Origin of the sequence: Micromonospora sp. NPDC050417, from assembly GCF_044458865.1 — a bacterium.
Taxonomy (GTDB): Bacteria; Actinomycetota; Actinomycetes; order Mycobacteriales; family Micromonosporaceae; genus Micromonospora_G.
In genome coordinates this window covers 211,983-233,033 of sequence record NZ_JBITIH010000013.1, presented here as the reverse complement: position 1 = coordinate 233,033, position 21,051 = coordinate 211,983, and the positions used below count along the sequence as shown (strand labels likewise).

At 71.3% G+C, this 21,051-nt stretch carries 18 protein-coding genes; 10 read left to right on the top strand and 8 right to left on the bottom strand.

Annotated features, from left to right (window positions below; translation table 11 throughout):
* Positions 1–130: 130 nt before the first annotated feature.
* Entirely contained in the window at positions 131–769 is a 639-nt protein-coding gene (locus tag ACIBF5_RS18845) for an HD domain-containing protein (protein WP_396813216.1), read from the bottom strand.
* 138 nt (positions 770–907) lie between these two features.
* On the opposite strand from ACIBF5_RS18845, the gene ACIBF5_RS18840 reads away from it, so the two are divergent.
* Complete coding sequence (locus ACIBF5_RS18840; RefSeq protein ID WP_396813214.1) at positions 908–1,885, top strand: GlxA family transcriptional regulator; 978 nt, start codon at positions 908–910, stop codon at positions 1,883–1,885.
* Here ACIBF5_RS18840 and ACIBF5_RS18835 read toward each other — a convergent pair.
* Positions 1,846–3,207, bottom strand: a complete 1,362-nt coding sequence (locus ACIBF5_RS18835; RefSeq protein WP_396813212.1) for a WD40 repeat domain-containing protein — start codon at positions 3,205–3,207, stop codon at positions 1,846–1,848. The two genes, ACIBF5_RS18840 and ACIBF5_RS18835, sit on opposite strands and share 40 nt — an antisense overlap.
* Positions 3,207–3,704 (bottom strand): SigE family RNA polymerase sigma factor, encoded by a 498-nt coding sequence (locus ACIBF5_RS18830; RefSeq protein ID WP_396813210.1) that lies wholly within the window; start codon positions 3,702–3,704, stop codon positions 3,207–3,209. Before ACIBF5_RS18830 ends, ACIBF5_RS18835 begins: the two co-directional genes overlap by 1 nt.
* Before the next feature lie 150 nt (positions 3,705–3,854).
* Between ACIBF5_RS18830 and ACIBF5_RS18825 the strand changes: the two genes are divergently transcribed.
* Positions 3,855–4,943 carry a Gfo/Idh/MocA family protein gene (locus ACIBF5_RS18825; RefSeq protein WP_396813208.1) on the top strand — a complete coding sequence of 363 codons (1,089 nt, stop codon included), beginning with the start codon at positions 3,855–3,857 and terminating at the stop codon, positions 4,941–4,943.
* Positions 4,944–5,082: 139 nt separating this feature from the next.
* Positions 5,083–7,221, top strand: a complete 2,139-nt coding sequence (locus ACIBF5_RS18820) for an MMPL family transporter (protein WP_396813206.1) — start codon at positions 5,083–5,085, stop codon at positions 7,219–7,221.
* Positions 7,222–7,435: 214 nt separating this feature from the next.
* On the opposite strand, the gene ACIBF5_RS18815 is transcribed toward ACIBF5_RS18820, so the two are convergent.
* Entirely contained in the window at positions 7,436–8,524 is a 1,089-nt protein-coding gene (locus ACIBF5_RS18815) for an alpha/beta hydrolase (RefSeq protein WP_396813204.1), read from the bottom strand.
* Positions 8,525–8,807: 283 nt separating this feature from the next.
* Here ACIBF5_RS18815 and ACIBF5_RS18810 point away from each other — a divergent pair, with 283 nt between their 5' ends.
* The gene (locus tag ACIBF5_RS18810; RefSeq protein WP_396813202.1) at positions 8,808–9,845 is read left to right on the top strand and encodes a DUF1996 domain-containing protein; all 1,038 of its coding nucleotides are present in this window, start codon (positions 8,808–8,810) and stop codon (positions 9,843–9,845) included.
* An 88-nt stretch (positions 9,846–9,933) separates the two neighbouring features.
* Here ACIBF5_RS18810 and ACIBF5_RS18805 read toward each other — a convergent pair whose 3' ends face one another.
* Positions 9,934–10,482, bottom strand: coding sequence for a DUF4333 domain-containing protein (locus ACIBF5_RS18805; RefSeq protein WP_396813200.1), 549 nt, complete (start codon positions 10,480–10,482; stop codon positions 9,934–9,936).
* 26 nt (positions 10,483–10,508) lie between these two features.
* Positions 10,509–11,213, bottom strand: coding sequence for a hypothetical protein (locus ACIBF5_RS18800; protein WP_396813198.1), 705 nt, complete (start codon positions 11,211–11,213; stop codon positions 10,509–10,511).
* 258 nt (positions 11,214–11,471) lie between these two features.
* Here ACIBF5_RS18800 and ACIBF5_RS18795 point away from each other — a divergent pair, with 258 nt between their 5' ends.
* Both ACIBF5_RS18795 and ACIBF5_RS18790 read left to right on the top strand, forming a co-directional pair.
* Positions 11,472–11,765, top strand: a complete 294-nt coding sequence (locus ACIBF5_RS18795) for a WXG100 family type VII secretion target (protein ID WP_170208458.1) — start codon at positions 11,472–11,474, stop codon at positions 11,763–11,765.
* Positions 11,766–11,899: 134 nt separating this feature from the next.
* Positions 11,900–16,309 (top strand): FtsK/SpoIIIE domain-containing protein, encoded by a 4,410-nt coding sequence (locus ACIBF5_RS18790; protein ID WP_396813196.1) that lies wholly within the window; start codon positions 11,900–11,902, stop codon positions 16,307–16,309.
* Positions 16,310–16,377: 68 nt separating this feature from the next.
* On the opposite strand, the gene ACIBF5_RS18785 is transcribed toward ACIBF5_RS18790, so the two are convergent.
* On the bottom strand, positions 16,378–17,049 hold the full coding sequence (locus tag ACIBF5_RS18785; protein ID WP_396813194.1) for a hypothetical protein: 672 nt from the start codon (positions 17,047–17,049) through the stop codon (positions 16,378–16,380).
* Between the two features lie 5 nt (positions 17,050–17,054).
* Positions 17,055–17,375 carry a hypothetical protein gene (locus tag ACIBF5_RS18780; RefSeq protein WP_396813192.1) on the bottom strand — a complete coding sequence of 107 codons (321 nt, stop codon included), beginning with the start codon at positions 17,373–17,375 and terminating at the stop codon, positions 17,055–17,057.
* A 184-nt stretch (positions 17,376–17,559) separates the two neighbouring features.
* Here ACIBF5_RS18780 and ACIBF5_RS18775 point away from each other — a divergent pair, with 184 nt between their 5' ends.
* The 4 genes from ACIBF5_RS18775 to ACIBF5_RS18760 all read left to right on the top strand — a co-directional run bounded on the left by ACIBF5_RS18775 (position 17,560) and on the right by ACIBF5_RS18760 (position 20,927).
* Positions 17,560–18,942, top strand: coding sequence for a hypothetical protein (locus ACIBF5_RS18775; protein WP_396813190.1), 1,383 nt, complete (start codon positions 17,560–17,562; stop codon positions 18,940–18,942).
* Between the two features lie 39 nt (positions 18,943–18,981).
* A complete protein-coding gene (locus tag ACIBF5_RS18770) occupies positions 18,982–19,542 on the top strand; it encodes a hypothetical protein (protein ID WP_396813188.1) in 561 nt (186 codons plus the stop codon).
* A gap of 111 nt (positions 19,543–19,653) precedes the next feature.
* Complete coding sequence (locus ACIBF5_RS18765) at positions 19,654–20,205, top strand: sigma-70 family RNA polymerase sigma factor (RefSeq protein WP_396813185.1); 552 nt, start codon at positions 19,654–19,656, stop codon at positions 20,203–20,205.
* Complete coding sequence (locus ACIBF5_RS18760; protein ID WP_396813183.1) at positions 20,202–20,927, top strand: zf-HC2 domain-containing protein; 726 nt, start codon at positions 20,202–20,204, stop codon at positions 20,925–20,927. The genes ACIBF5_RS18765 and ACIBF5_RS18760 overlap by 4 nt, the downstream gene beginning before the upstream one ends.
* The last annotated feature ends 124 nt before the right edge of the window (positions 20,928–21,051 follow it).

Genomic DNA, 21,051 nt, shown 5'->3' with positions numbered 1-21,051 from the left:
CAGCGTCCAACCTCTTCCGACCCTGCGGCCGACGATCGCTGCGAACCTCGAACATCACAACCCCTGACACGATCAGGCGTTGCAACGATCCCTAGAACCCGAGGCGATAACAAGGGGCCCTTCCTTTCACTCATTCGGGCCAGGGGTTGGTTTCGATCATCCGGACGAAGTCGGTACGGGTGAAGTCGGGCACGAAGTGCGCGAGCACGTCGGCGTTGACGGTGCCGAACGTGGTCTCCGGACGGTCCCGGAAGCCGTTGGTGAACGTGGCCAGGATCTGCCGCTTGAAGTCCGGGCGGGGATGCGCCTCGGTGACCGCCGCGATCGCCGCCGGGTCGAGGGCGTCGTAGCCGATGCCCAGCACGTCGGTCTCCACGCCGGCGGTGACGAGGGCGACCTCGGGTTCCATGAACTCGGGGATGCCCGGGGTGGTGTGCAGGGCGATCCCGGTCCAGACCTTGCGTACGGAGTCGGCGTCGATGCCGTGCGCGACCAGGAAACGGCGGGCCTCGTCCGCGCCGTCGATCTCGAAGCGCCGGTCGGCGCTGCGGTAGCCGTCGGTCAGCCCGAGATCGTGGAACATCGCGCCGATATAGAGCAGTTCGGGGTTCGGGTGCAACCCCCGGCGCTGTCCCTGCAGCATGCCGAAGAGGTAGACCCGCCGGGAGTGGTGGAACAGCAGCGACGGCGCCGCCTCACGTACCAGGTCGGTCGCCTCGCCGACCAGGCGACTCGGCGGGATCTCGATTCCGGCGACGCGCTCGGCCATCGGTTTCTCCTCAGGATCGGAAGATGGGGACGGACGCCCCTGGGTCGTGGCCCACTCTCGCCGCCCGCGCCGATCAGCCGCCATGTCCTTTCAGCCATACTGGCCACAGATTAGGACATCACAGTAGGTGGTAGAGCCATGACGGACAGATCCATTCGACCCCACCGGGTCGGCGTGCTCGTCTTTCCCGGCGTCACCCTGCTCGACGTCGCGGGTCCGGCCGAGGTCCTCACCGAGGCAAACCGGTACGGCGCCGCGTACCAGGTCACGCTCCACTCACCCGACGGCGAGCCGGTACGCTCCTCGACCGGCCTGGGGCTGACCGTCGACGGCCCGGTTCCGGCCGTGACCGGGCTCGACACCGTGCTCCTGCCCGGTGCCGAGTCGCTGGCCGTCGCCGGCCTCGACCCCGCACTGGTGGCGGCGGCCACCACGATGGCCGACTCGGCCCAGCGAGTGGTCTCCGTCTGCACCGGCGCGTTCCTGCTCGCCGCCACCGGCCTGCTCGACGGCCGGCGGGCCACCACCCACTGGCGGCACGCGCAGACGCTCGCCCGGCGACACCCGAAGGTCGACGTCGAGGAGGACTCCCTCTACGTCATCGACGACAAGGTGGCGACCTCGGCCGGCGTCACCGCCGGAATCGACCTCACCCTGGCCCTGGTGGAGGCCGACCACGGCCCGACGCTGAGCCGGGACGTGGCCCGGTCCCTGGTGGTGTTCCTGCAACGACCCGGCGGGCAGTCCCAGTTCTCCGCCCCGTCGCGGACGCCCAAACCACGTCACCGCCCACTACGCGAACTGCTCGACACCGTCGCCGCCGACCCTGCCGGCGACTACTCCGTACCCGAACTCGCCGCCGCCGCAGGCGTCAGTCCGCGCCACCTGACCCGACTCTTCCAACGGGAACTCGGCACCACCCCCGCACGGCACATCGAGCGTCTCCGGCTCGAAGCGGCGCAGACCCTGCTCGACGCCGGCCACACCGTCACCTCGGCGGCGGGGCGGAGCGGTTTCGGCAGCGACGAGAACCTGCGCCGGGCCTTCGTCCAGCACCTCGGCATACCGCCGGCCACCTACCGGCGCCGCTTCGCCAGCACCATCCGACCACGCTGACCGGCCCTGGACCACCTGGGTCGTGACCGCCACACCAGCACGCCGGCCAATGCCGCGGCCAGCAGGCTCCCGACCGCGACGACCTGCCGCACCGGCGCGGGCCAGGGCCCGCGGTCCGGGTCGTCACCCGACCGTACGGTCAGCGTCGGCAGGAGCGCGGTGGCGGCCCGGATCTCAAGCGCCAGGCACGGCTGCATGTGGTACTCGCAACTGTTGCCCCGGTCTGGGCGGGTCAGCACAACCGGGTCGCCCCCGCGCAGCGGAAGCTCGCTGATCCCGTCCAGGGTGAGCGCGAGAACCCGGTCGGGCGAGCGCCAGCCGAGTAGCTGCTCGGCCGAGACCGGGGGCGGCACCGGTGCGTCCGCGACGGCGTCGACGAACCGGACCTCGTACGGGTCCGAGGCCCCGGTACCGGAGAACGAGTCCTTCGGTTGGACCGCGAGCAGCCGGCCGTCGGGTGACCAGGCCACCCGGGGGGCCAGGACGAAGCCGCCGGGAGTGGCCACCCGGCGCAGCCGCTGCCCGGCCCGATCGACGATCCAGGTCTCCGCACCGGACTGCACCGCCAGCGACCCGCCGTCCGGGGAGAACGCCGCCGCCGACACCGCCTCCACCCCGGTCACGGTGGTGGTACGGCCGTCGGTCAGGTCGAGGAGGGTGAGTGTCCCCCGCTCCCGGGCAGTCTGCTCGACCTCGCCGATGACGGAACTGCTGCCCTGGTACGGCGTGGCCGAATAGGCGACGTAGCGGCCGTCCGGTGAGGAGGCGAGCAGGGCGACGGCAACCGGAGCCGGTAGCCGGAACTGGTGCCGCAGGCCGGTGGAGAGGTCCAGCACCGTGAAGGCGCTGGTGGCCCGGCTCGCTTCGGTCGTGACCACCGCACGTCCGTCGGCGGTCAGCAGCCAGGGCGTCCCCGGCGGTATCCCGTCGAGCTGCCGATAGCTGTTCCCGTCAGCGCCGAGCGCGAGCCGCTGCCAGACATTGATCGTTTCGCCGCTGCCGTACTCGAAGATCATGACGGCCCGGTCCAGCGGGGCGTCCCCGATCGTGCCGGTGCGGAACGAGAAGGGCGCGAGCCGGTCGGGCAGGCTGACGCCGGTCACGGCGGTGGCGGGCTGCGGCGACCGGGACGGCAGCGGGCCCAGCCCGAGCAGACCGACCGCGAGCAGGACGACGAGCACGACCGAACCGCCGAGCGCCCGCCGCCGACGTACGCCGCGCCGACCGACCGCCACCAGCCGCTCGGCGTACCCCTCGGGCAGCGCCGGCCCGTCCCCCGGATCGGCGCCCCGGAACAGCTCGCTCACCCGCTGGTCGGTCATCAGGACTCCCGCACGTAGTCGGGCATCAGCCGGCGCAACGCGGCGATGGCGAGTGAGGTCTGGCTCTTGACCGTGCCGGTGGAGCAGCCGAGCGTCCGGGCGGTCTCGGACACGTCGAGCCCGTCCCAGAAGCGGAGCACGAGCACCGCCCGTTGTCCGGGCGAGATCCGGGCCAGCGCCGCCATCAGGTCCAGGCGGCTCTCCGTACCCGGGTCCGGGGCCGGTCGGTCGGCCGACTCCGCGAACGTCCGGACCCGCCGGGCCCACCAGCTCTGGCGCTGGTCGAGGAAGGTGTTGACCAGGATCCGGCGGACGTACGCGTCGGGTGACTCGGCGGTCGACGCCTGTGACCAGTGCCGGTACAGCTTGAGCAGGGCCGCCTGGACCAGGTCGTGCGCCTCGTGCCAGTCCCCGCAGAGCTGGAAGGCGGTACGGCGCAGCGCCACCGTCCGGCCACGGACGTACTCGACGTACGCCTCTTCCTCGTCCGCGCGCATCCGGCTCCCTCCCTCGCACCTGATAGACACCAGCAGGGCCGTTCGGGGTTGTGGGCAATGATCGAAATTCTTCGCGACGGTACGGTTTTCTCGCCGACGGTACCGACGGCGGCGACCGGTGCACCCGCGGGTGTGATGTGAGGAGTCCAGATGACATCGGTAGCGGTGACCCGCTTCGGCATTGTCGGCAGCGGCTGGCGTTCGTTGTTCTTCCTGCGACTGGCCCGGCTGTTGCCACAGTGGTTCGAGGTGACCGGAGTGGTGACCCGGACGGCGGAGCGGGGCGACGAGGTACGGGCCGAGTGGGGTGTACCGACCTTCCGTACGACGGGCGAGCTCCTCGCCCACGGGCGGCCTGACTTCGTCATCGTCTCGGTGCCCTGGGCGGTGACCCCGGAGGTGACCCGTGACCTGGTCGGCCAGGGGGTACGGGTGCTCGCGGAGACGCCTCCCGCGCCGGACCTGGACGGGCTGCGGTCGCTCTGGGCCGAGGTCGGCGGCAGTGGTTTGGTGCAGGTCGCAGAGCAGTACCTGCTGATGCCTGGCCATGCCGCGCGACTCGAACTGGTCCGGGCCGGGGTGATCGGCGAGCCGACCTCGGTGCAGATCTCGTCGACGCACCTGTACCACGCGGTCTCGCTGATCCGTGGCCTGCTCGGGGTCGACTACGACAGTGCCGAGGTGAGCGCGCGGTCGTTCGTCGCGCCGCTGGCCGATCCGTTGTCGCCGGCCGGCTGGAGCGGTGACGGTACGCCGCAGCAGCTCGCCACCACGCTCGCGACGATCGACTTCGGTGGGCGGATGGGCCTGTACGACTTCACCGACAACCAGTGGTGGAACCCGTTGCGGGCCCGGCGGCTGACCGTACGCGGCTCGCTCGGCGAGCTGGTCGACGACTCCGTGGTCCGGCTGGTCGACCCGACGACCCCGGTCGAGTCGACGCTGGTCCGCCGGCAGACCGGTATCGACCTCAACCTGGAGGGGCTGGATCTGAAGCACATCAGCTTCGACGGGTCGGTGGTCTACCGCAATCCGTTCGTGGGCACGGGGCTCTCTGACGACGACATCGCGGTGGCGGACATCGTGGCGCGTACCGGCGCGTGGGCGCGTGGCGAGGAGGCGGCGCCGTACCCGCTCGCGCAGGCGTGTCAGGACCATCTGATCAGCCTGGCCATCGAGGAGTCGGTCCGGACCGGCGTACCGGTGGTCACCGCGCGGGAGGCATGGGCCGGCGTCTGAGGCCCGAGCCTGAGGTCGGCACCACAGGTCGGGGCCGACCTCGTTTCGGGGGATCCGGACCATTCGTCCCACCCGAGGCCAACCGAGCACTTACTTTGATCACGGAGTGCGATCCGTCGATCACGAAGAGGTGCCGCCGGTGTTCGCTGCTGTGGGACGGCTCGTGGTCCGCCACCCCGTCTGGGTGATCCTCGCCTGGGTGGCCGCCGCGGTCGGCGTGATCGGCTTCGCGCCGACGCTGACGGCCACCACCGACGAGGCGTCGTTTCTCCCCTCGCACTACGAGTCGATCCGGGCCGCGCAGCTCCAGCAGCAGGCGTTCCCTCGGGCCGCCACGCCTGCGGCGATCATCGTGTTCGAACGCCAGGACGACGGGCCGCTGACGGAGACCGACGCGGCGAAGGTGAACTCGATCTCCCAGGCGCTGGCCGGACGACACATCCCGGACGTCATCGCCCTCACCCCGACACCGCCGTCACCCAACCGACTGATCCAGATCATCGCGGTCGAGATGACCCCGCAACGGGGACCGGGTGACCAGGCGCAGCCGGACGCGGTCAAGGCGCTCCGGGCCGCGCTACCGGACCTGCTCGCGGGCTCCGGGCTCAAGTCCGGCATCACCGGTACGGCCGCACAGAACCTCGACGCCCAGAAGTCCGGGGACCGGGCCAACGCGATCATCGGTATCACCACGATCGGCCTCATCCTCGTCCTGCTGCTGATCATCTTCCGCAGCCCGATCATCGCCATCCTGCCGGTGATCGCGATCGGTCTGGTGTCGCAGATCGCCACCGGGCTGATCGCCTGGGCCAACCAGGCATTCGACCTCAAGACCGACAGCTCGGTCAGCGCGATGCTGATCGTGGTGCTGTTCGGGGTCGGCACCGACTACATCCTGTTCCTGATGTTCCGCTTCCGGGAACGGCTACGGCTCGGCGAGGACCCGAAGACCGCGATGGTGAGCGCGGTCGCGCGGGCCGGTGAGGCGATCGCCTCGGCCGCCGGCGCGGTGATCATCGCGTTCCTGGCCCTGACCCTCTCGACCCTCGGCCTGTTCCGCTCCCTCGGCCCAGCGCTGGCGATCGCGGTCGCCACCACGCTCGTCGCCGGCCTGACGTTGATCCCGGCGATCGTCTCGCTCCTCGGCACCAAGGTGTTCTGGCCGTCGAAGGCGTGGCGGCACGAGCCGCGCGGGGCCCGGTTCGCCGCCATCGGCCGCTCGCTCGGCCGCCGCCCGGCTCTCTACGCGGGGGTGTCCGGGGTCGCGCTGATCATCCTTGCCGTCTTCTCCTTCGGCTTCCACCCCAACTTCGACCTCAGCAGCGGATCGACCGCGACCGAGTCGGAGTCGAACGTCTGGAGCAAGGAGCTACTCAAGGGACTGCCGGCCGGGGCGACCGAACCCTCCATGGTGTTCCTCCGCTCCGACACCGGCCAGCCACTCCCGGCCGACCAGCTCACCGCGTACCGGGCGGCGCTGGCCAAGGTGCCCGGTGTCGGACAGGTCGGGGAACCCACACTGTCGCCGGATCGGACCGTCGCCGACTTCCAGGTGACGCTGGCGAACACCCCGCAGTCCGCCGCCGCACTGCGCACGATCAAAGGTCCGTTGCGCGACACCGCGCACTCGGCCGCGCCGGACGGCACCACCGCACTCGTCGGCGGCATCACCGCGGTCTTCGTCGACATCCAGGCGGCGGTGAACCGGGACTACGCCGTGGTGTTCCCGGTCGCGGCCGTGCTCATCATGATCATTCTCGGACTGCTGCTGCGCAGCGTGGTGGCGCCCTGGTATCTCATCGTGTCGGTGGGACTGGGCTTCGCCGCGACCCTCGGCGCCACCGTGCTGATTTTCCAGGACGCCCTCGGCGAACCCGGTCTGATCTTCATCCTGCCGGTGATCATGTATCTCTTCGTGGTCGCGCTCGGCACCGACTACAACATCCTCATGGTCGCCCGGCTCCGGGAGGAGGCCCGCGAGGGACGCGACCCCCGCGATGCCGCCGCCATGGCGATCCGGCACGCCGGGCCGACCATCGCCGCCGCCGGTCTCATCCTCGCCGGCACGTTCGCCTCACTGATGCTGGCCGGCAACAGCACGCTGACCCAGATGGGCTTCGCCATCTCGGCCGGAATCGCGATCGTCGCCTTTGTCATGTCGCTCTTCCTCACCCCCGCCATCACCGCCCTGCTCGGACACACCGCATGGTGGCCCGGCCACGCCGACGTCGACCGAGAGGCGGCCCGCGCGGCAGCACCCGGACCGGACCGCCCCTGACCGCTCCGGGTCGCTGGGCGGCCCCGATCCCCTACTCGGCGTGACGATCGTGACCGCCGACGGCGGCACGCTGGTCTCCTGAGTCGCCGCCGGCGAGGTCGGGGTGAGGCGAGGGCGCCGGCGTACGTGGCGTGCACCCGGCGGTAGAACCCGCTGGCGATGCCCTTGATCGTGGCCTGGATGCCGCTGTCGGTCATGCCGAGCCCGCCGGTGGTCAGGCCGCCGAGGTAGGCTCCTGGTTCCAGTCAATGTCGTCGATCCGCCCGGCAACGGTCGACGTCGCCGGTTCTTGGTCACGGCTCACCGCACCGTCACGGCCCTCGTAGAGGTCGAGGTAGAGCTGGTCCAACTCGTCGGCGAGATCGCCCACCCGCTCCGGGCGGACGATGTCGTGTGCCAGCCCCAGTTCCCGGCCGAGCCGGTGCACCCGCAACGGCAGGTCGTTCGCGTCGGCCAGCCTCCGGGGCAGGTCGACAGCGGCGCCCTGGTCGATCGACTCGTCGTTGACCGAGAACGCCACCGCCACACTGCGCAGGTCGCTGCGACCGGGCAGCGCCGGCAGGTTGATCGTGATGCGCAGGTACTGGGAGAGCGCCGAGAGCCAGAACCCGGTTCCGGTCACCTGACGGTCGGGCAGGATCCGAAACCCGAACAGTACGGTCAGCGGCTTGATCAGGTAGCTCGGCGCCTTCGCCGGGTTCACCCCGTAGAACGGGGCGAGGACGAGCAGCCGGCGGACCACGTCGGCGCGGTACTGGGCCAGCCAGGTGCCGAGTACGGCTCCACCGGAGATGCCGACGACCCCGACCTCCTCCCCCAGGCCGGCCGCGATGGTGACCGACTCGTTCGCGTACCCGACGAGTTCGGTCGCGGTGAGCCGCCCCTCCTCCCGCCGGTCGACCAGTCCGTGCCGGGGAGCGCGCGGGACGTACACGTTGTAACCGTGCGCGAAGTAGAACCGGGCCAGGTTCGCGTACTGGGCCGGTGAGACGGTGTAGCCGTGCAGCATCAGCACGGCCCTGGCGGTGCGGACCCCGTGGGAGAGCAGCACGCTCCCGCCCTCCGGGGTCACCTCCGGATCCTCCCGGTCCGCGGCGACGATCTCCTCCGCCCGCGCGATCGCGGCGGGGTAGTCGAGCGACTCGACCAGTGCGTGCCGCAGTCGTCCGTGACGCAGCGGCCACGCGTACACGACCAGCGCCGGCAGGAGCAGCAGCAGGATCAGCAGCCCGACCGCGACGACGAGCCAGGGCAGGAGACCGCCGACAGGAAACGCCGCCGAGTGGAGCGAAGAGTAAGTCAAGGTTCACCTGCCGTCACCGGAGCTGACGTCGACCTGCCGGGCGTACGTACGACAAACGGTAGTGACGGCGGTCGCGTACGCGCTCGCGGCTGTGGTCGGGATCATGTCCGGTCCGGCCGCCGGGGGCGTTTCGTACGTTGCCCTGCTTGAAAAGCATCACAATCTCACCGAGAGTCGGATCTGCGACTCTGCCCCACGACAGCCGTCTACCCAGGTCAGTAGCCTGATGAAGGCGGTCGGGTGGGGTTCGCCCCGTCCTATGCGACTACCTAGGGTGGGGATCATGAGGAAAGCTGCGGCAGTTCGCCGAAGCACGCTCGCCCTGGTGCTGGCGCTGGTGGTGATCGGGGTGGGGTTCGGTCTCCGGACCGCCGCGGACGCCGGCTCACCGCCCCCGTCCGCTGCCGCGCTGCTCGGCCCCGACTATGTCGACATCGCCACCGTGCCCGGTGGGCAGGTCGACCCGGACCCGGTCCCCGGCGCCGCGACCGGCACCTACACCTGGGACTGCGGCCGGAACGCCAACGGCCATCGCAACACGGCGAACGTGGTGGTGGTGCCGGGCATGCCGGGTCCGGTGCACCACGTGCACGACTACGTGGGCAACCTCTCCACCGACGTCGACTCCACCGTCGACAGCCTCGTCGGCGGGGACACCACCTGCGCCAACGGCGACAAGTCCACCTACTACTGGCCGGTGCTGCGTACGCTCCCCGACGGCCACGGCGAGCACGCCGCGCCGACCGTGGGACAGGGTGCTCAACCGGGTGCTCCGGTCGAGCACCTGGGCGAGATCCAACTGCCGGTCTCGTTCACGCTCACCTTCTACGGCAACCCACGGACCCCGGTGATCCCGATGCCGTCGCTGCTGCGCGCCACCATGGGCGACGCGGTCGCGATCACCAACGGTGGGGCGCGGGCACGGGCCACCTGGACCTGCTCCGACACCCCGGACCGGCGTACCACCCGGTATCCCGTCTGCGGGCCCGGTCGACAGGTCGTCCGGGTCTTCGACTTCCCCAGTTGCTGGGACGGGCGGCGGCTGGACAGCGCCGACCACCGGCAGCACCTGGTCTTCCCGGTCGCCGGCGGCGGATGCCCGGTCGCTACCTTCGCGGTGCCGCGGCTGCGCCTGGTGGCGAGCTACGACCTGCCGCCCGGCACCCGCTACCAGATCGACGCGTTCGACGGTCAGCACAACAGCCCGCTCACCGACCACGCCTTCTTCGTCAACCTCTTCCCCGCACCGCTGATGGCGCAGGTGGTGCGCTGCCTCAACGCCGGCGAGGTCTGCGACGACAAGGGCGCCACGGCCGGGTGACGGTCCGGTGACCGTACGGCCACCGGACCGTCGAACGGGTCGAGGAGTCGAGCGCACCGGGCCCTGACCGGCGTCGGCCGTACCCCGGTCACTGCGGACGCCCAACCTCGAACCGGCCGTCGTCCGAGGTGACGACGATCGTGACGGTTCGTTGCTCCCCGTTCACCAGCACCGCGCACGGAAATCTCGTGCCGACGCGTACCGGCTGGTCGGCCGGGCAGCTCACCGCGGTGACGTCGACCTGGTAGCTGTTACGCAGCACGTCCGTCACGCCGACCTGCAGGGCCGCCCGGTCGAAGACCAACTTGTCGAGGAAGCCGGGCCAGACGAGGCCCAGCACGACCACCAGGGCGGCCAGCACCAGCACCGGACCGACGACCAGGAGCGTGCGGCGCGTCGTCGGCAGCCGCCACCGGGGCCGCCGGTCGGACTGCCCCGGGTCCTGGGCCGGCCGCGACTGCGACGCCGGCCCCCACTGCGGTACGGGTGCCGGCCCCCACTGCGGAGCCGGCACCGACCCCCAGCGAGGCACCGGACCCGCCCCACCGCCACCCGAGGCAGTCCCCGGGCCGCCGCCGGTGGGCTGGCTCCAGGACTGCGGGTCGTTGCTGCCGAACGGTCCGTACGGGCTGGTCATGTCGTCTCCCGGAATCGGTCGCCGGATCAGTAGCCGGCGACGGTGGGTGCGGAGATCGCCTGCGGGGCGGCCTTGGTCTTGCCGCCGGCCGGGCTGATCGCGAACCAGGTGCCACCGACCCCCTGGCCGAGGATGTCGCCGGGCTTCTCGTCCTTGGCGAAGTAGTAGACCGGCCAGCCGTTGATGGTCACCTGACAGGTGCCGTCGGCCCGCTCGACGTAGCCGACGAGCTGCGGGTCGACGCCGCTGGGGTAGATCGCCCCCGGCGACTTGATCAGCAGGGGCGGCCAGGTCTTGGCGCAGTCACCGTTGCAGTTGGACTTCGACGGCTGGGCCGTGTCCTTGTCGAAGCGGTAGAGCGTCCTGCCCTGCCCGTCGGCGACGAAGGCACCGATCTGCGCGGAGGCGGTGCTGTTGAGCTGGACGATGTTGCTCCCCTGGCCGGTGTCGGGCGCCGGCGAGAGCGGTACGTCGGAGGGACCGCTGTAGATCTTCACCCGCCGTTGGGTCTTGGCCACCACCGGCGGTGTGACCGGAGTGGAACTCGGCGTGTCCCCGATCACCTCGGGCGTCGGCTCGGTGCTCGGGGCAACGGGCACGGCCGCGATCGTCGCGGTCGCGGTCGGAACCGTGGCGGTGGCGGTCGCGGCGCCCTCGTCGCCACAGGCGGCCAGGGCCGCCAGGCCGGTCAGGGCGATCGCGGCGTACGCGATCCTGCGGGGCAGCTTCATGACGTGTCCACCTCTTGCTGGTCGTTTCCGTGTGGGTGCCGACGGCGTGTCGGACCCGGTTCGGCATTCACACGGAACGGACCACGAACCGGTTCACCCGGCGCGGGAAATCACCGTCGGACCGGTCTCCGAAAAATTCGCTGAACCGATTCCGACGGCGGTCCGTGTGGATGGTGGCAACGGCGACGGGGACTTCGAAGCGAGACCGCCGAGCCCCTGTCGACAGCACTTCTCATCCACGAAGAAAGCAGGAACGTCATGGCGACCTACCACATCCAGACCGAGGACATGCAGGAGTCGGCGAGCTGGCTGCAGCAGAACATGCAGACGCTGCTGGACGGGATGAACCAGGCCAAGAGCAAGATTGACACCCTGATCCAGGGCGGCTACAACACCCCGGCCGCACAGGCGAAGTTCGGTCCGTACTTCGACGAGTACAAGTCGAGTGTGGACCAGACCCTCCAGGGCATGGAGGGCATCAGCCAGTACCTCCAGCAGGTCGGCACGGCGTTCGAGGACACCGATACCCAGACCGGAAACAGCCTCGGCTGAATCGGGGACATCAAGGCCGCGCGGTGGAACGCCACCGCGCGGCCTTGTCCGTTTCCCGCCCAGCACATCCGCTGTTTCCCGCCCAGCACATTCGACCGGTTCCCCACCGGGAACGAACCGACCAGGAGAATGTCGTGCGCCTCTTGCTCACCGTTGTGGATCCGCCCTCCGTCGCGACGGACTACCAGGTGGACGTCACACCCGAGACCACCGTCCACGAACTCGCCGGGGCACTGGCCGCCCGACGGCCGGAGCCCACCGAGGAACCGCCCCCGATCTTCGTTGCCGGGACGCCACTGCATCCCGGTCTGGCCCTGGCCGAAGCGCCGCTGCGGCAGGGCACGGTACTCGGGCTGGGCCACCCCGTGGAGGAGACGGCCGCGCCGCCACGAGGGCTGGTCGAGGTACGGGTGGTCGGCGGCAGCGACGCCGGTGGTGTCTACCCGCTCGACATCGGTGAACACACCGTGGGCGCGGCGAGCACCTGCCGGGTACGTCTTTCCGATCCGACCCTGGCCGCGGTGACGGCCCGGGTACGGGTCTCCCCCGACGGCCGGTGCCACCTCCTCCCGGTCGGCGCCGGACTGCTGCTCGACCGCGCCGAACTCGACGGTGAGGTGGTCTGGCCGCCCGGGGCGCAACTGGCCGTCGGCTCGTCCCTGCTGGAACTCCGTACGCCGGAACGGGCCGACGCCGCTCTGCAACTCTCCGAGGACCGGACCGGGTTCGACTACAACCGGCCTCCCCGGCTGCTGCCGGCTGCCAAGACCACCCGGTTCGCCCTGCCCAACCCGCCGACCCCACCGGAACGTCGCCCCCTGGCGCTGATCGCCATCCTGGCCCCGCTGGTGGTTTCCGGCGCGGCGTACTTCATCACGAAGAACCCGGCCACCCTGCTCTTCGCCCTGCTGTCGCCGCTGGCGCTGATCGCCAACCAGATCAGCAGCCGCCGCCAGGGCCGGGCGTCGTACCGGGGCCGACTCGCCGAGTACGAGGAGAAGAAGGCGCGCGTCGCCGCCGAGGCACAGGAGGCGCTGACCGCCGAGCGGGTGGCCCGCCGGCACAGCTGCCCGGACCCTGCCGCAGTGCTGCTGATCGCGGTCGGACCGCAGCGACGGCTCTGGGAGCGACGACGGTCCGACCCGGACTTCCTGGAGCTGCGGGCCGGCACGGCCGACCTGCCGTCCGAGGTCGTACTCAGCGACCCGGCCCAGGACGAGCACCGGCGGGAGATCCGGTGGAGTGCGCTGGACGTACCGGCGACGGTTGCCGTACGCCGGCACGGGGTTGTCGGTGTCGCCGGTGGTGAGCTGGCCCGGACCACCGCCCGGTGGATGCTCGCGCAGGCCGCGGCGCTGCACAGCCCCGAGGACCTACAGCTCTACCTGCTCGCCGGGGCCGGCGACGCCGAAGGCTGGGCGTGGACGCGCTGGTTGCCGCACCTGGCCCCGCGCGACGGTCAGGACACCCTGGCCACCGTCGGTGCCGACACGCAGACCCTGGCCCGTCGGGTGGCGGAGCTGGTCGCGCTGATCTCGGCCCGCGCGGCGGTCTCGACCACCGACGGTGCGTTCCGGGACGTCCTGGTCGTGCTCGACGGCGCACGCAAGCTGCGAACGCTGCCGGGCGTCACCCAGATCCTGCGGGAGGGGCCGGCGGTCGGCGTGTTCGCGATCTGTCTCGACGCCGAGGAGAAGCTGCTGCCCGAGGAGTGCCAGGCGGTCGTCTCCCAGCAGCCCGACGGCACCCTGCTGGTCACCCGTACGCTGGCCGAGCCGATCTCCGGTGTACACCCGGACCTGGTGGCGCCCGAGTGGCTGCGCCGGGTGGCCCGAGCCCTGGCACCGTTGCGGGACACCGGCGGCAAGGACGACGGTGGGGCCCTGCCGGACGCCAGCCGGCTGCTCGACGTACTGGCGATGGAACCGCCGGAGGCGGATGCCGTCGCGGCCCGCTGGGCGACCGGTGGCCGGACCACCGAGGCGGTGCTCGGCATCTCGCTGGACGGCCCGTTCGCTCTCGACCTGAAGCGGGACGGGCCGCACGCGCTGGTCGCCGGGACCACCGGATCGGGCAAGTCGGAGCTGCTCCAGACCCTGGTCGCCGCGCTCGCGGTCGCCAACCGGCCGGACGCGATGACCTTCGTGCTGGTGGACTACAAGGGCGGCAGCGCGTTCAAGGACTGCGTGCTGCTGCCACACACCGTCGGCATGGTCACCGACCTCGACACCCACCTGGTCGGTCGGGCGCTGACCTCACTCTCGGCCGAACTGCGACGCCGGGAGCACATCCTGGCCGAGGCCGGCGCGAAGGACATCGACGACTACGTGGAACTGCTGCGCCGGGAGCCGACCCGCACGCCGATGCCGCGTCTGCTGATCGTGATCGACGAGTTCGCCTCGATGGTCCGTGACCTGCCCGACTTCGTCACCGGGCTGGTCAACATCGCGCAGCGGGGCCGCTCACTCGGCATCCACCTGGTGCTGGCGACACAGCGACCCGGTGGGGTGGTCTCGCCGGAGATCCGGGCCAACACCAACCTGCGGATCGCGCTGCGGGTCACCGACAGCAGCGAGAGTCAGGACGTCCTGAACGCCCCCGACGCGGCCTCGATCTCGAAGTCGACACCCGGCCGGGCGTACGTCCGGCTGGCGCAGTCCTCACTGGTGCCGTTCCAGGCGGGTCGGGTCGGCGGGTTCCGCCCCGGTAGCGTCACGACCGAGCGACCGGCACCGTGGCTGGTGCCGCTGGACTGGACCGACCTGGGTCGGCCGGCACCGAGCCGCCCCGGCGGCTCCGCCCCCTCGGCCGAACTGACCGACCTCGCGGTCCTGGTCCAGGCGGTACGCGGGGCAAGCGACCGGCTCGCCATCGCGCCCCAGCACAGCCCCTGGCTGCCCGCGTTGCCGACGACGCTGACAGTGGACGCGCTGCCCGCTCCCCGTACCGGCGACTACCACCTGCCGGCGGTCCCGTACGGGCTGGTCGACCTGCCGGCCCGGCAGGAGCAGGTCCCGCTGGAACTGGACCTGGCCACGCTCGGGCACCTGCACGTGATCGGATCGTCGCGCAGTGGCCGGTCACAGACCCTGCGTACGATCGCCGGCACGCTGGCCCGCGCGCACTCCAGCGCCGACGTGCACCTGTACGGCATCGACTGCGGCAACGGCGCCCTGCTCGCCCTCGGCGAGCTGCCGCACTGTGGTGCGGTGGTGCAGCGGACCGAGGCCGAGCGGCTCGGTCGCCTGCTCACCCGGCTGACCGCCGAGATGGGGCGCCGGCAGCAACTGCTCGCCTCGACCGGCTCCGCGAGCCTGGTCGAGTTCCGGTCCGGGACGGCCGGGTCCGAGCGCCCGCCGCACATCCTGGTGCTGCTGGACCGGTGGGAGGTCTTCGACAAGACCTTCGCCGACTTCGACAACGGCACCCTGATGTCGGCGCTGCTCACCCTCCTACGCGAGGGCGCCGGCGTCGGTATCCACCTGGTGCTGGCCGGGGACCGGAGCATGTTCTCCACCCGGGTTTCCGCCACCACCGAGGACAAGTTGGTGCTGCGGCTCAGCGAGCGCAGCGACTACAGCATGGTCGGCATCAACTATCGCCAACTGCCCGACGAGATCGAGGCTGGCCGGGCGTTGCGGGCGGTCGACGGCGCCGAGGCGCAGATCGCGCTGCTGGCCCCGGTTCGCCTGGCCGGCGCGGAACCGGCGGCGGCCGACGGCTCCGGGCAGGGGCAGGCCCGGGTGCTCACCGAGATCGCCGAGGCGACCCGGTCGCGGGACCGGGAGCTGTCGGAGGCGGTCCGCCCGTTCCGGATCGACGTCCTGCCCGACGAGGTGAGCCTCGCGCAGGCACGGGCGCTGGTGCGCCCGACCGGCCCGCTCTGGGCCCTGCTCGGCGTCGGCGGTGACCAGCTCACCGGGGTCGGGCCCGACCTGGCCACCATCTCCAGCTTCGTCGTGGCCGGCCCACCCCGGTCGGGGCGCAGCACGGTGCTGATGACGATGGTCGCCGCACTGCTGGAACGGGGGACGCCGGTGGTCGTCGCGGCGCCGCGCCGCTCACCGCTGCGGGAGCTGACCGGGGTCCCGGGGGTGCTCGACGTGGTCGCCGGTGAGGACTTCACCTCGGCCCGACTGGCGGCGGCGACCGGCAACCGGAGCGGTCCCGTGGTGGTCGTACTCGACGACGCCGAACTGCTGCTCAAGTGCGATGCCGGCAGCGACCTGGGCGAGATCGCCCGGACCGGTACGGAGACCGGGCGGGCGGTGATCATGGCGGGCACCATCGACGGGCTCTCCGGCGGCTTCGGCGGCTGGCACGTCGACGCCCGCCGTAACCGGCAGGGTGCCCTGCTCAGCCCACAGGGGCTCGGTGACGGTGAGCTGCTCGGGGCGAAACTGTCCCGGGGTCAACTCGGCGGTGGGCGGCCCGGCCGGGCGCTGGCCCACTTCGGTGACGGCCGGGTACGGGCGGTGCAGGTGCCCCGTACCGACCTGGCTGCGGTGAAAGAAGCGGTACGGGAAGCGGCCCCCCTCGGCTGAGGCGGTACGCGATCAGGGGGGACACCGTCGGTGTCCCCCCTGAGCTTGTGTTGCCGGCGCAGTGCCGGTCACGCCGACTCCGGTCCCCCCTCGGTCGCCGCCGAGTGTCCGGCCGGGCCGGCCGCCGTGCCGGTGGACGGGGTGAGTTCCAACGTGCGGGTGATCGTGTCGAAGAGCGCGAACAGCTCGTCGACCTCGGCGACGTTCGGGCTGGACCCGGTCACCACCAGGACATTCGTGGCGCCGGGCAGGGGTACGACGGTGTGCATCACGACGGATCGGATGGTCGCCTCGTCCAGGGTGACGTGCTGGACGCCGTACACCCGGCCGACCGTACCGATGTCGTTGATCTGGGCGGTACCCACCCGCCGCCAGGTCCCGTCCGCCTGCTCCGGGTGCTGCACCGCGGTCAGGGCGCCGAGCAGGTCACCACTGGCCGGTGGGGTCACCACCGATACCAGCACGGTGGCGGTGAACGGGCCGTCCTCGTAGAGCTGGAACGTCCCGGCGGCGTGCACCGCGCCGGAGCGCCGGGCGTGCCGCACCGACCGGCGTACCGATTCGGTGAACGCCCCGGCCTGGATCTCGGACAGGCCGGCGTCGCGAGCCTGGGTCCAGACGTCGTGGGCGATCCGGTTCTCGCTGGCCTCGTCGGCGAGGGAGAAGTCGACCCAGTCCTCGGGCGTACGCAGCCGGAACCCGGTGGGAGCCGGGGCGGCCGTGGTGGTCACGTCGGTCACGTCAACTACTCCTTCGCCTGCGGTGCTGATCCGTCGGTCGCCGGTTCGGTGAGCGCGGCTACCGTCTGCTCGTCTGTCTCCCGGAACGCGTCCGCTACCGCCTTCGCCGCGTCGCGTACCCCCTCCAGGTCCTTGCCCAGGACGTGGCGGCCGTCGCCCCACCGCTTCTCGAACTCGTGTGCGGCCGATTCCAGGTCGTGCTGGCCGAGCGAGTCGACCAACTGGCCCATGGCTTTGATCGGTGCGCTGTCCATCAGGTCTTTGGTGCGTTGCAGCAGGTCGTGGACCCGCTCCAACTCTGCACCGGGAACGTCGATCACGCTCATGCGGATTCCTTCGGCCGTCGCAGCAACTCTGCGCGGTACACGGACCTGCCGGCCCACCGGTTCATTCGCCCTGAACCGATCCGGTCCCCGGTACGTGTGCGTGTCATTCCCGGAAAAGGGCCGGGAGACCCGCCCGTCGGGGCGCGCCCGTACCCATCCACGAGCCACTGTGAACGAGGTAGTCATGCGCAGGCTGATCCCCGGCATCGGAAGCGGCCGTACCAGCACGGCGTCGGGTTGGTTGGCCCTCGTGGCCGCCGCGCTGCTGATCCTGCTGCCCCTGACCCCCGGCCGGGCGGTGGCCGATCCGACGGTGCCGTACTGGGTGGTTCCGGGCGATCCGGGTACGGCCAGCCAACTGACCCTGCCCGGGGTCGCGGACCGGCTCCTCGGCGACAGCCGCCGCTGGCCGGAGATCTTCGATCTCAACCAGGGCCGGACCCAACCCGACGGGCTGACGCTGACCGACCCGGCGCAGCTACGCGCCGGGTGGGTGCTGGTGCTGCCGAACAACGGGAGTTCCGGCGAGATCCGGATCGGACCACCGCCCGGTGCGGACGGATCGCCGACGATCGCGACCCCACCGGGGTCCGCGCCGGGCGCACTGCCCCCGGCTCCTCCGGCGACGTCGATCGGCGGCGGTGCCGGAACCCGGATCCTCGGTCTCTCTCCCACCGTGGCGGTCGCGATCGGTCTGGGTCTGCTGCTGCTCGTGGCTGCGGCCGTCGTCGGAGTGCCGGCGCTGCGTCGCCGAGGCAGCCGACCGGCGGCGCCGGCACCGGTCGCGACCGGCTCCCGGGCGGTGCTCGACCGCGCGCTGCGCCAGCTCGCCACCCAGGTGTCCCGACCCCAGGTGTACGCGGCGGTCGTCGGTCCGGACCGGGTGTCGCTGCGGCTGGCCCCGGCGGTACCGGAGGCGCCGTCACCGTGGCAGCCGCGCGAACAGGGTTCGGTGTGGGAGGCGCCCAACTGGCAACTGGACGACGCCTCGGCCACGGTCGGGACAACCGGTCTTCCGCTGCTCGCCACGGTCGGCACGATCGGTGGCGAGCTGACCGTGGTGAACCTGGGACGGGCGCCGGGCGTGGTGGCGCTCACCGGTGACCCGGCCGTCTCGATGGCGGTGGTCGGCGCCTTCCTGGACGAGATCGGCGTCGATCCGACCGCCGCGTCGGTGGCGATCACCGTCGTCGGTCCGGTGCCCGGTACCCGGCTGCCCGGGGGCCGTCTGCGTACCGCCACGGATGTCGACGGGGTGACCGCGCCCGTCGCCTCGGGTCGGTCCGGCGCACCCGGTCCCGAGTTCGGCGCGCCGGGACCACTGCGCGGACAACTGGTGGTGGTCACCGCGCCGATTCCGTCGGTGGCGGTCGAGCGGCTCGGCGCACTGGCGAGGCTCTCGGACGACACGGCCGCCGTGCTGGTCGTCGGGGACGTACCGAACGCGGCCTGGCGGTTCGAGGCGGGCGCGGACGGCGCACTCGACGTCGGCGTACTCGGACTACGCCTCGACCCGCCCACACCGGCTCGCGCCCGCGGCGCCCTGCCGTACGGCGGCCGGGGCTGATCCCTCCCCTGCTCGTTACCCGAAAGGAAGGAAGTGGTGATGAAGGCAGTCAGCTCTCGTAGGCTGCTCGGTCCGCTGGCGCTGGCCTCGGCCCTGCTCGCCGCGGGGTGCACGAGCACGGTGACCAATCCGGTCGCCGTGCCTCAGCCGGATGTCGGCACCGTGCAGAACGATCTGGGTAAGCGCAGCCCGGAGGGCGGTTACTGGCCCAGGTCGGTGCAGCTCGGACAGAACCCGGAGTTGGGTCCGGTCGTGCTCGACGGGCAGGGCTTCACCCTGTACCGGTTCGACAACGACAGCCCGCAGCCGCCCACGTCGACCTGCACCGACGCCTGCGCGATGCGGTGGCCACCGGTGCTGGTCAGCGAAAAGATCACCTTCCAGAACCTGGACCCCACCGCGCTCGGCGTGGTGAACCGGGCGGACGGCACCCAGCAGGTGACCGTCGGGGGGTGGCCCGTCTACCGCTTCACCGACGACCAGGTGCCCGGACAGATTCTCGGGCAGGGAACGGAGGGGATCTGGTTCGCCATCGCCCCGGACGGCGGCAAGGCCGCGCCGCCCGGGGCGCCGATCGACAGCCGAGGAGGGTCAAAGTGATGGTTGGCACACAAACCATGCGCGTACGAACTCCACGGAAATCACTGCTTCATTGTTTGGTCCGGCGCCGGCAGACGTCGGCATGGTGGGGGCCGCGGAGGGCGGAGGAATATGGCGGGGTTAAGGACACAGCGTCGCCGCGAGGTGGCGGACGAGGCATTGGTCCGATCCCTGTTCCAGGAGCACGGTCGGGCGATGCTGGCGTACGCCACAGCGCTGACGCGGGACCGTGCGGCAGCCGAGGACGTGGTCCAAGAGGCGCTGGTACGCGCCTGGCGACATCCGGACAGCCTGGTCAACGGCAAGGGATCGGTACGCGGATGGTTGCTGACGGTCGTACGCAACATCGTCACCGACACCATCCGGGCGCGCAACGCACGCCCGACGGAAGTGGCGGAAACGCCGGTCGAGGTGGCGATCGAACGCGACCACGCCGACCATGTGGTCAATTCGATGGTTGTCGTGGACGCACTCAACAAGCTGTCACCGGAACACCGCGAGGTGCTTGAACAGGTATACCTACTCGGGAGTACAGTCGCGGAAGCCGCCAAGGCGCTCGGCATCCCGCCCGGGACGGTGAAATCGCGCTCCTTCTATGCACTCCGGGCGCTACGCGAGATCCACTCGGAGCGCTCACCCGGGATGGAACGGTCTGCCTCATGACGACGCTGGACAGCAAGAACACCTTTGATGACCACGTGGACATCGGCGGCTACCTGATGGGCACCCTCGATCCGGAGGAAACCCGCCAGGTCGAACAGCACCTCGCCGACTGCGCGGAGTGCCACGCCGAGGTCGAGTCGCTACGGGAGTGGCAGCAGGCGCTAGAGACCGTACCCGAGGCGATGTTGCTGGACGGGCCGCCCGAGGGCGGCGACCTGTTGCTGCAACGGACCCTGCGCCAGATCCGGGCGGAGTCCGGCGGCCGCCGGACCCGCCGCAACACGCTGATGAGTTCGGCCGCGGTGGTGGTCATCGCCGCCGCGATCTCAGCCGGCGTCGTGGTCGGCCGGGCCACCGACGACGGTTCGAGCCAGGCCCTGCCCACGCCCTCCCCCACGGTCGCGACCGCAGCGCCGGACACCCGGTTCGCCACTGCCGACGACGCGACCACGGGTGCCCGGATCACCGTCGCGCTCGTACCCGCGCCCGGCTGGGTACGGATCAACGCCGCGGTTTCCGGCATTCCCGCCGGTGAACCCTGCAAGTTGCTGGTGGTCGGCAAGGACGGCACCGAGATCCTGGCCGGTAGCTGGGTGGTGTCGCAGAAGGGCGAGGCCGAGGGCACCACACTCGACGGCAGCGCGCTGATCGACCCGGCAAATGTGGCCCGGGTCGAGGTGGAGAACGTCTCCGGCAAGAGGTTCACCTCGGTGGAGTTCTAACCCGTAGGCACCCATGACGGCGGAGTGGCCCCCCCCCCCCCCCCCGGGGCCCCCCCCCGTTTAGCCGGGCGAACAGGTCCAAACCCACCCCGGCGCCGCGGGCCCGGGGGGGGGGGCCGGGGGC

What these genes read in the sequence shown, in the direction of transcription:
- ACIBF5_RS18845 (WP_396813216.1), bottom strand. Translation starts at nt 769, where the DNA reads ATGGCCGAGCGCGTCGCCGGAATCGAGATCCCGCCGAGTCGCCTGGTC.
- ACIBF5_RS18840 (WP_396813214.1), top strand. Translation starts at nt 908, where the DNA reads ATGACGGACAGATCCATTCGACCCCACCGGGTCGGCGTGCTCGTCTTT.
- ACIBF5_RS18835 (WP_396813212.1), bottom strand. Translation starts at nt 3,207, where the DNA reads ATGACCGACCAGCGGGTGAGCGAGCTGTTCCGGGGCGCCGATCCGGGG.
- ACIBF5_RS18830 (WP_396813210.1), bottom strand. Translation starts at nt 3,704, where the DNA reads ATGCGCGCGGACGAGGAAGAGGCGTACGTCGAGTACGTCCGTGGCCGG.
- ACIBF5_RS18825 (WP_396813208.1), top strand. Translation starts at nt 3,855, where the DNA reads ATGACATCGGTAGCGGTGACCCGCTTCGGCATTGTCGGCAGCGGCTGG.
- ACIBF5_RS18810 (WP_396813202.1), top strand. Translation starts at nt 8,808, where the DNA reads ATGAGGAAAGCTGCGGCAGTTCGCCGAAGCACGCTCGCCCTGGTGCTG.
- ACIBF5_RS18805 (WP_396813200.1), bottom strand. Translation starts at nt 10,482, where the DNA reads ATGACCAGCCCGTACGGACCGTTCGGCAGCAACGACCCGCAGTCCTGG.
- ACIBF5_RS18800 (WP_396813198.1), bottom strand. Translation starts at nt 11,213, where the DNA reads ATGAAGCTGCCCCGCAGGATCGCGTACGCCGCGATCGCCCTGACCGGC.
- ACIBF5_RS18795 (WP_170208458.1), top strand. Translation starts at nt 11,472, where the DNA reads ATGGCGACCTACCACATCCAGACCGAGGACATGCAGGAGTCGGCGAGC.
- ACIBF5_RS18780 (WP_396813192.1), bottom strand. Translation starts at nt 17,375, where the DNA reads ATGAGCGTGATCGACGTTCCCGGTGCAGAGTTGGAGCGGGTCCACGAC.
- ACIBF5_RS18775 (WP_396813190.1), top strand. Translation starts at nt 17,560, where the DNA reads ATGCGCAGGCTGATCCCCGGCATCGGAAGCGGCCGTACCAGCACGGCG.
- ACIBF5_RS18770 (WP_396813188.1), top strand. Translation starts at nt 18,982, where the DNA reads ATGAAGGCAGTCAGCTCTCGTAGGCTGCTCGGTCCGCTGGCGCTGGCC.
- ACIBF5_RS18765 (WP_396813185.1), top strand. Translation starts at nt 19,654, where the DNA reads ATGGCGGGGTTAAGGACACAGCGTCGCCGCGAGGTGGCGGACGAGGCA.
- ACIBF5_RS18760 (WP_396813183.1), top strand. Translation starts at nt 20,202, where the DNA reads ATGACGACGCTGGACAGCAAGAACACCTTTGATGACCACGTGGACATC.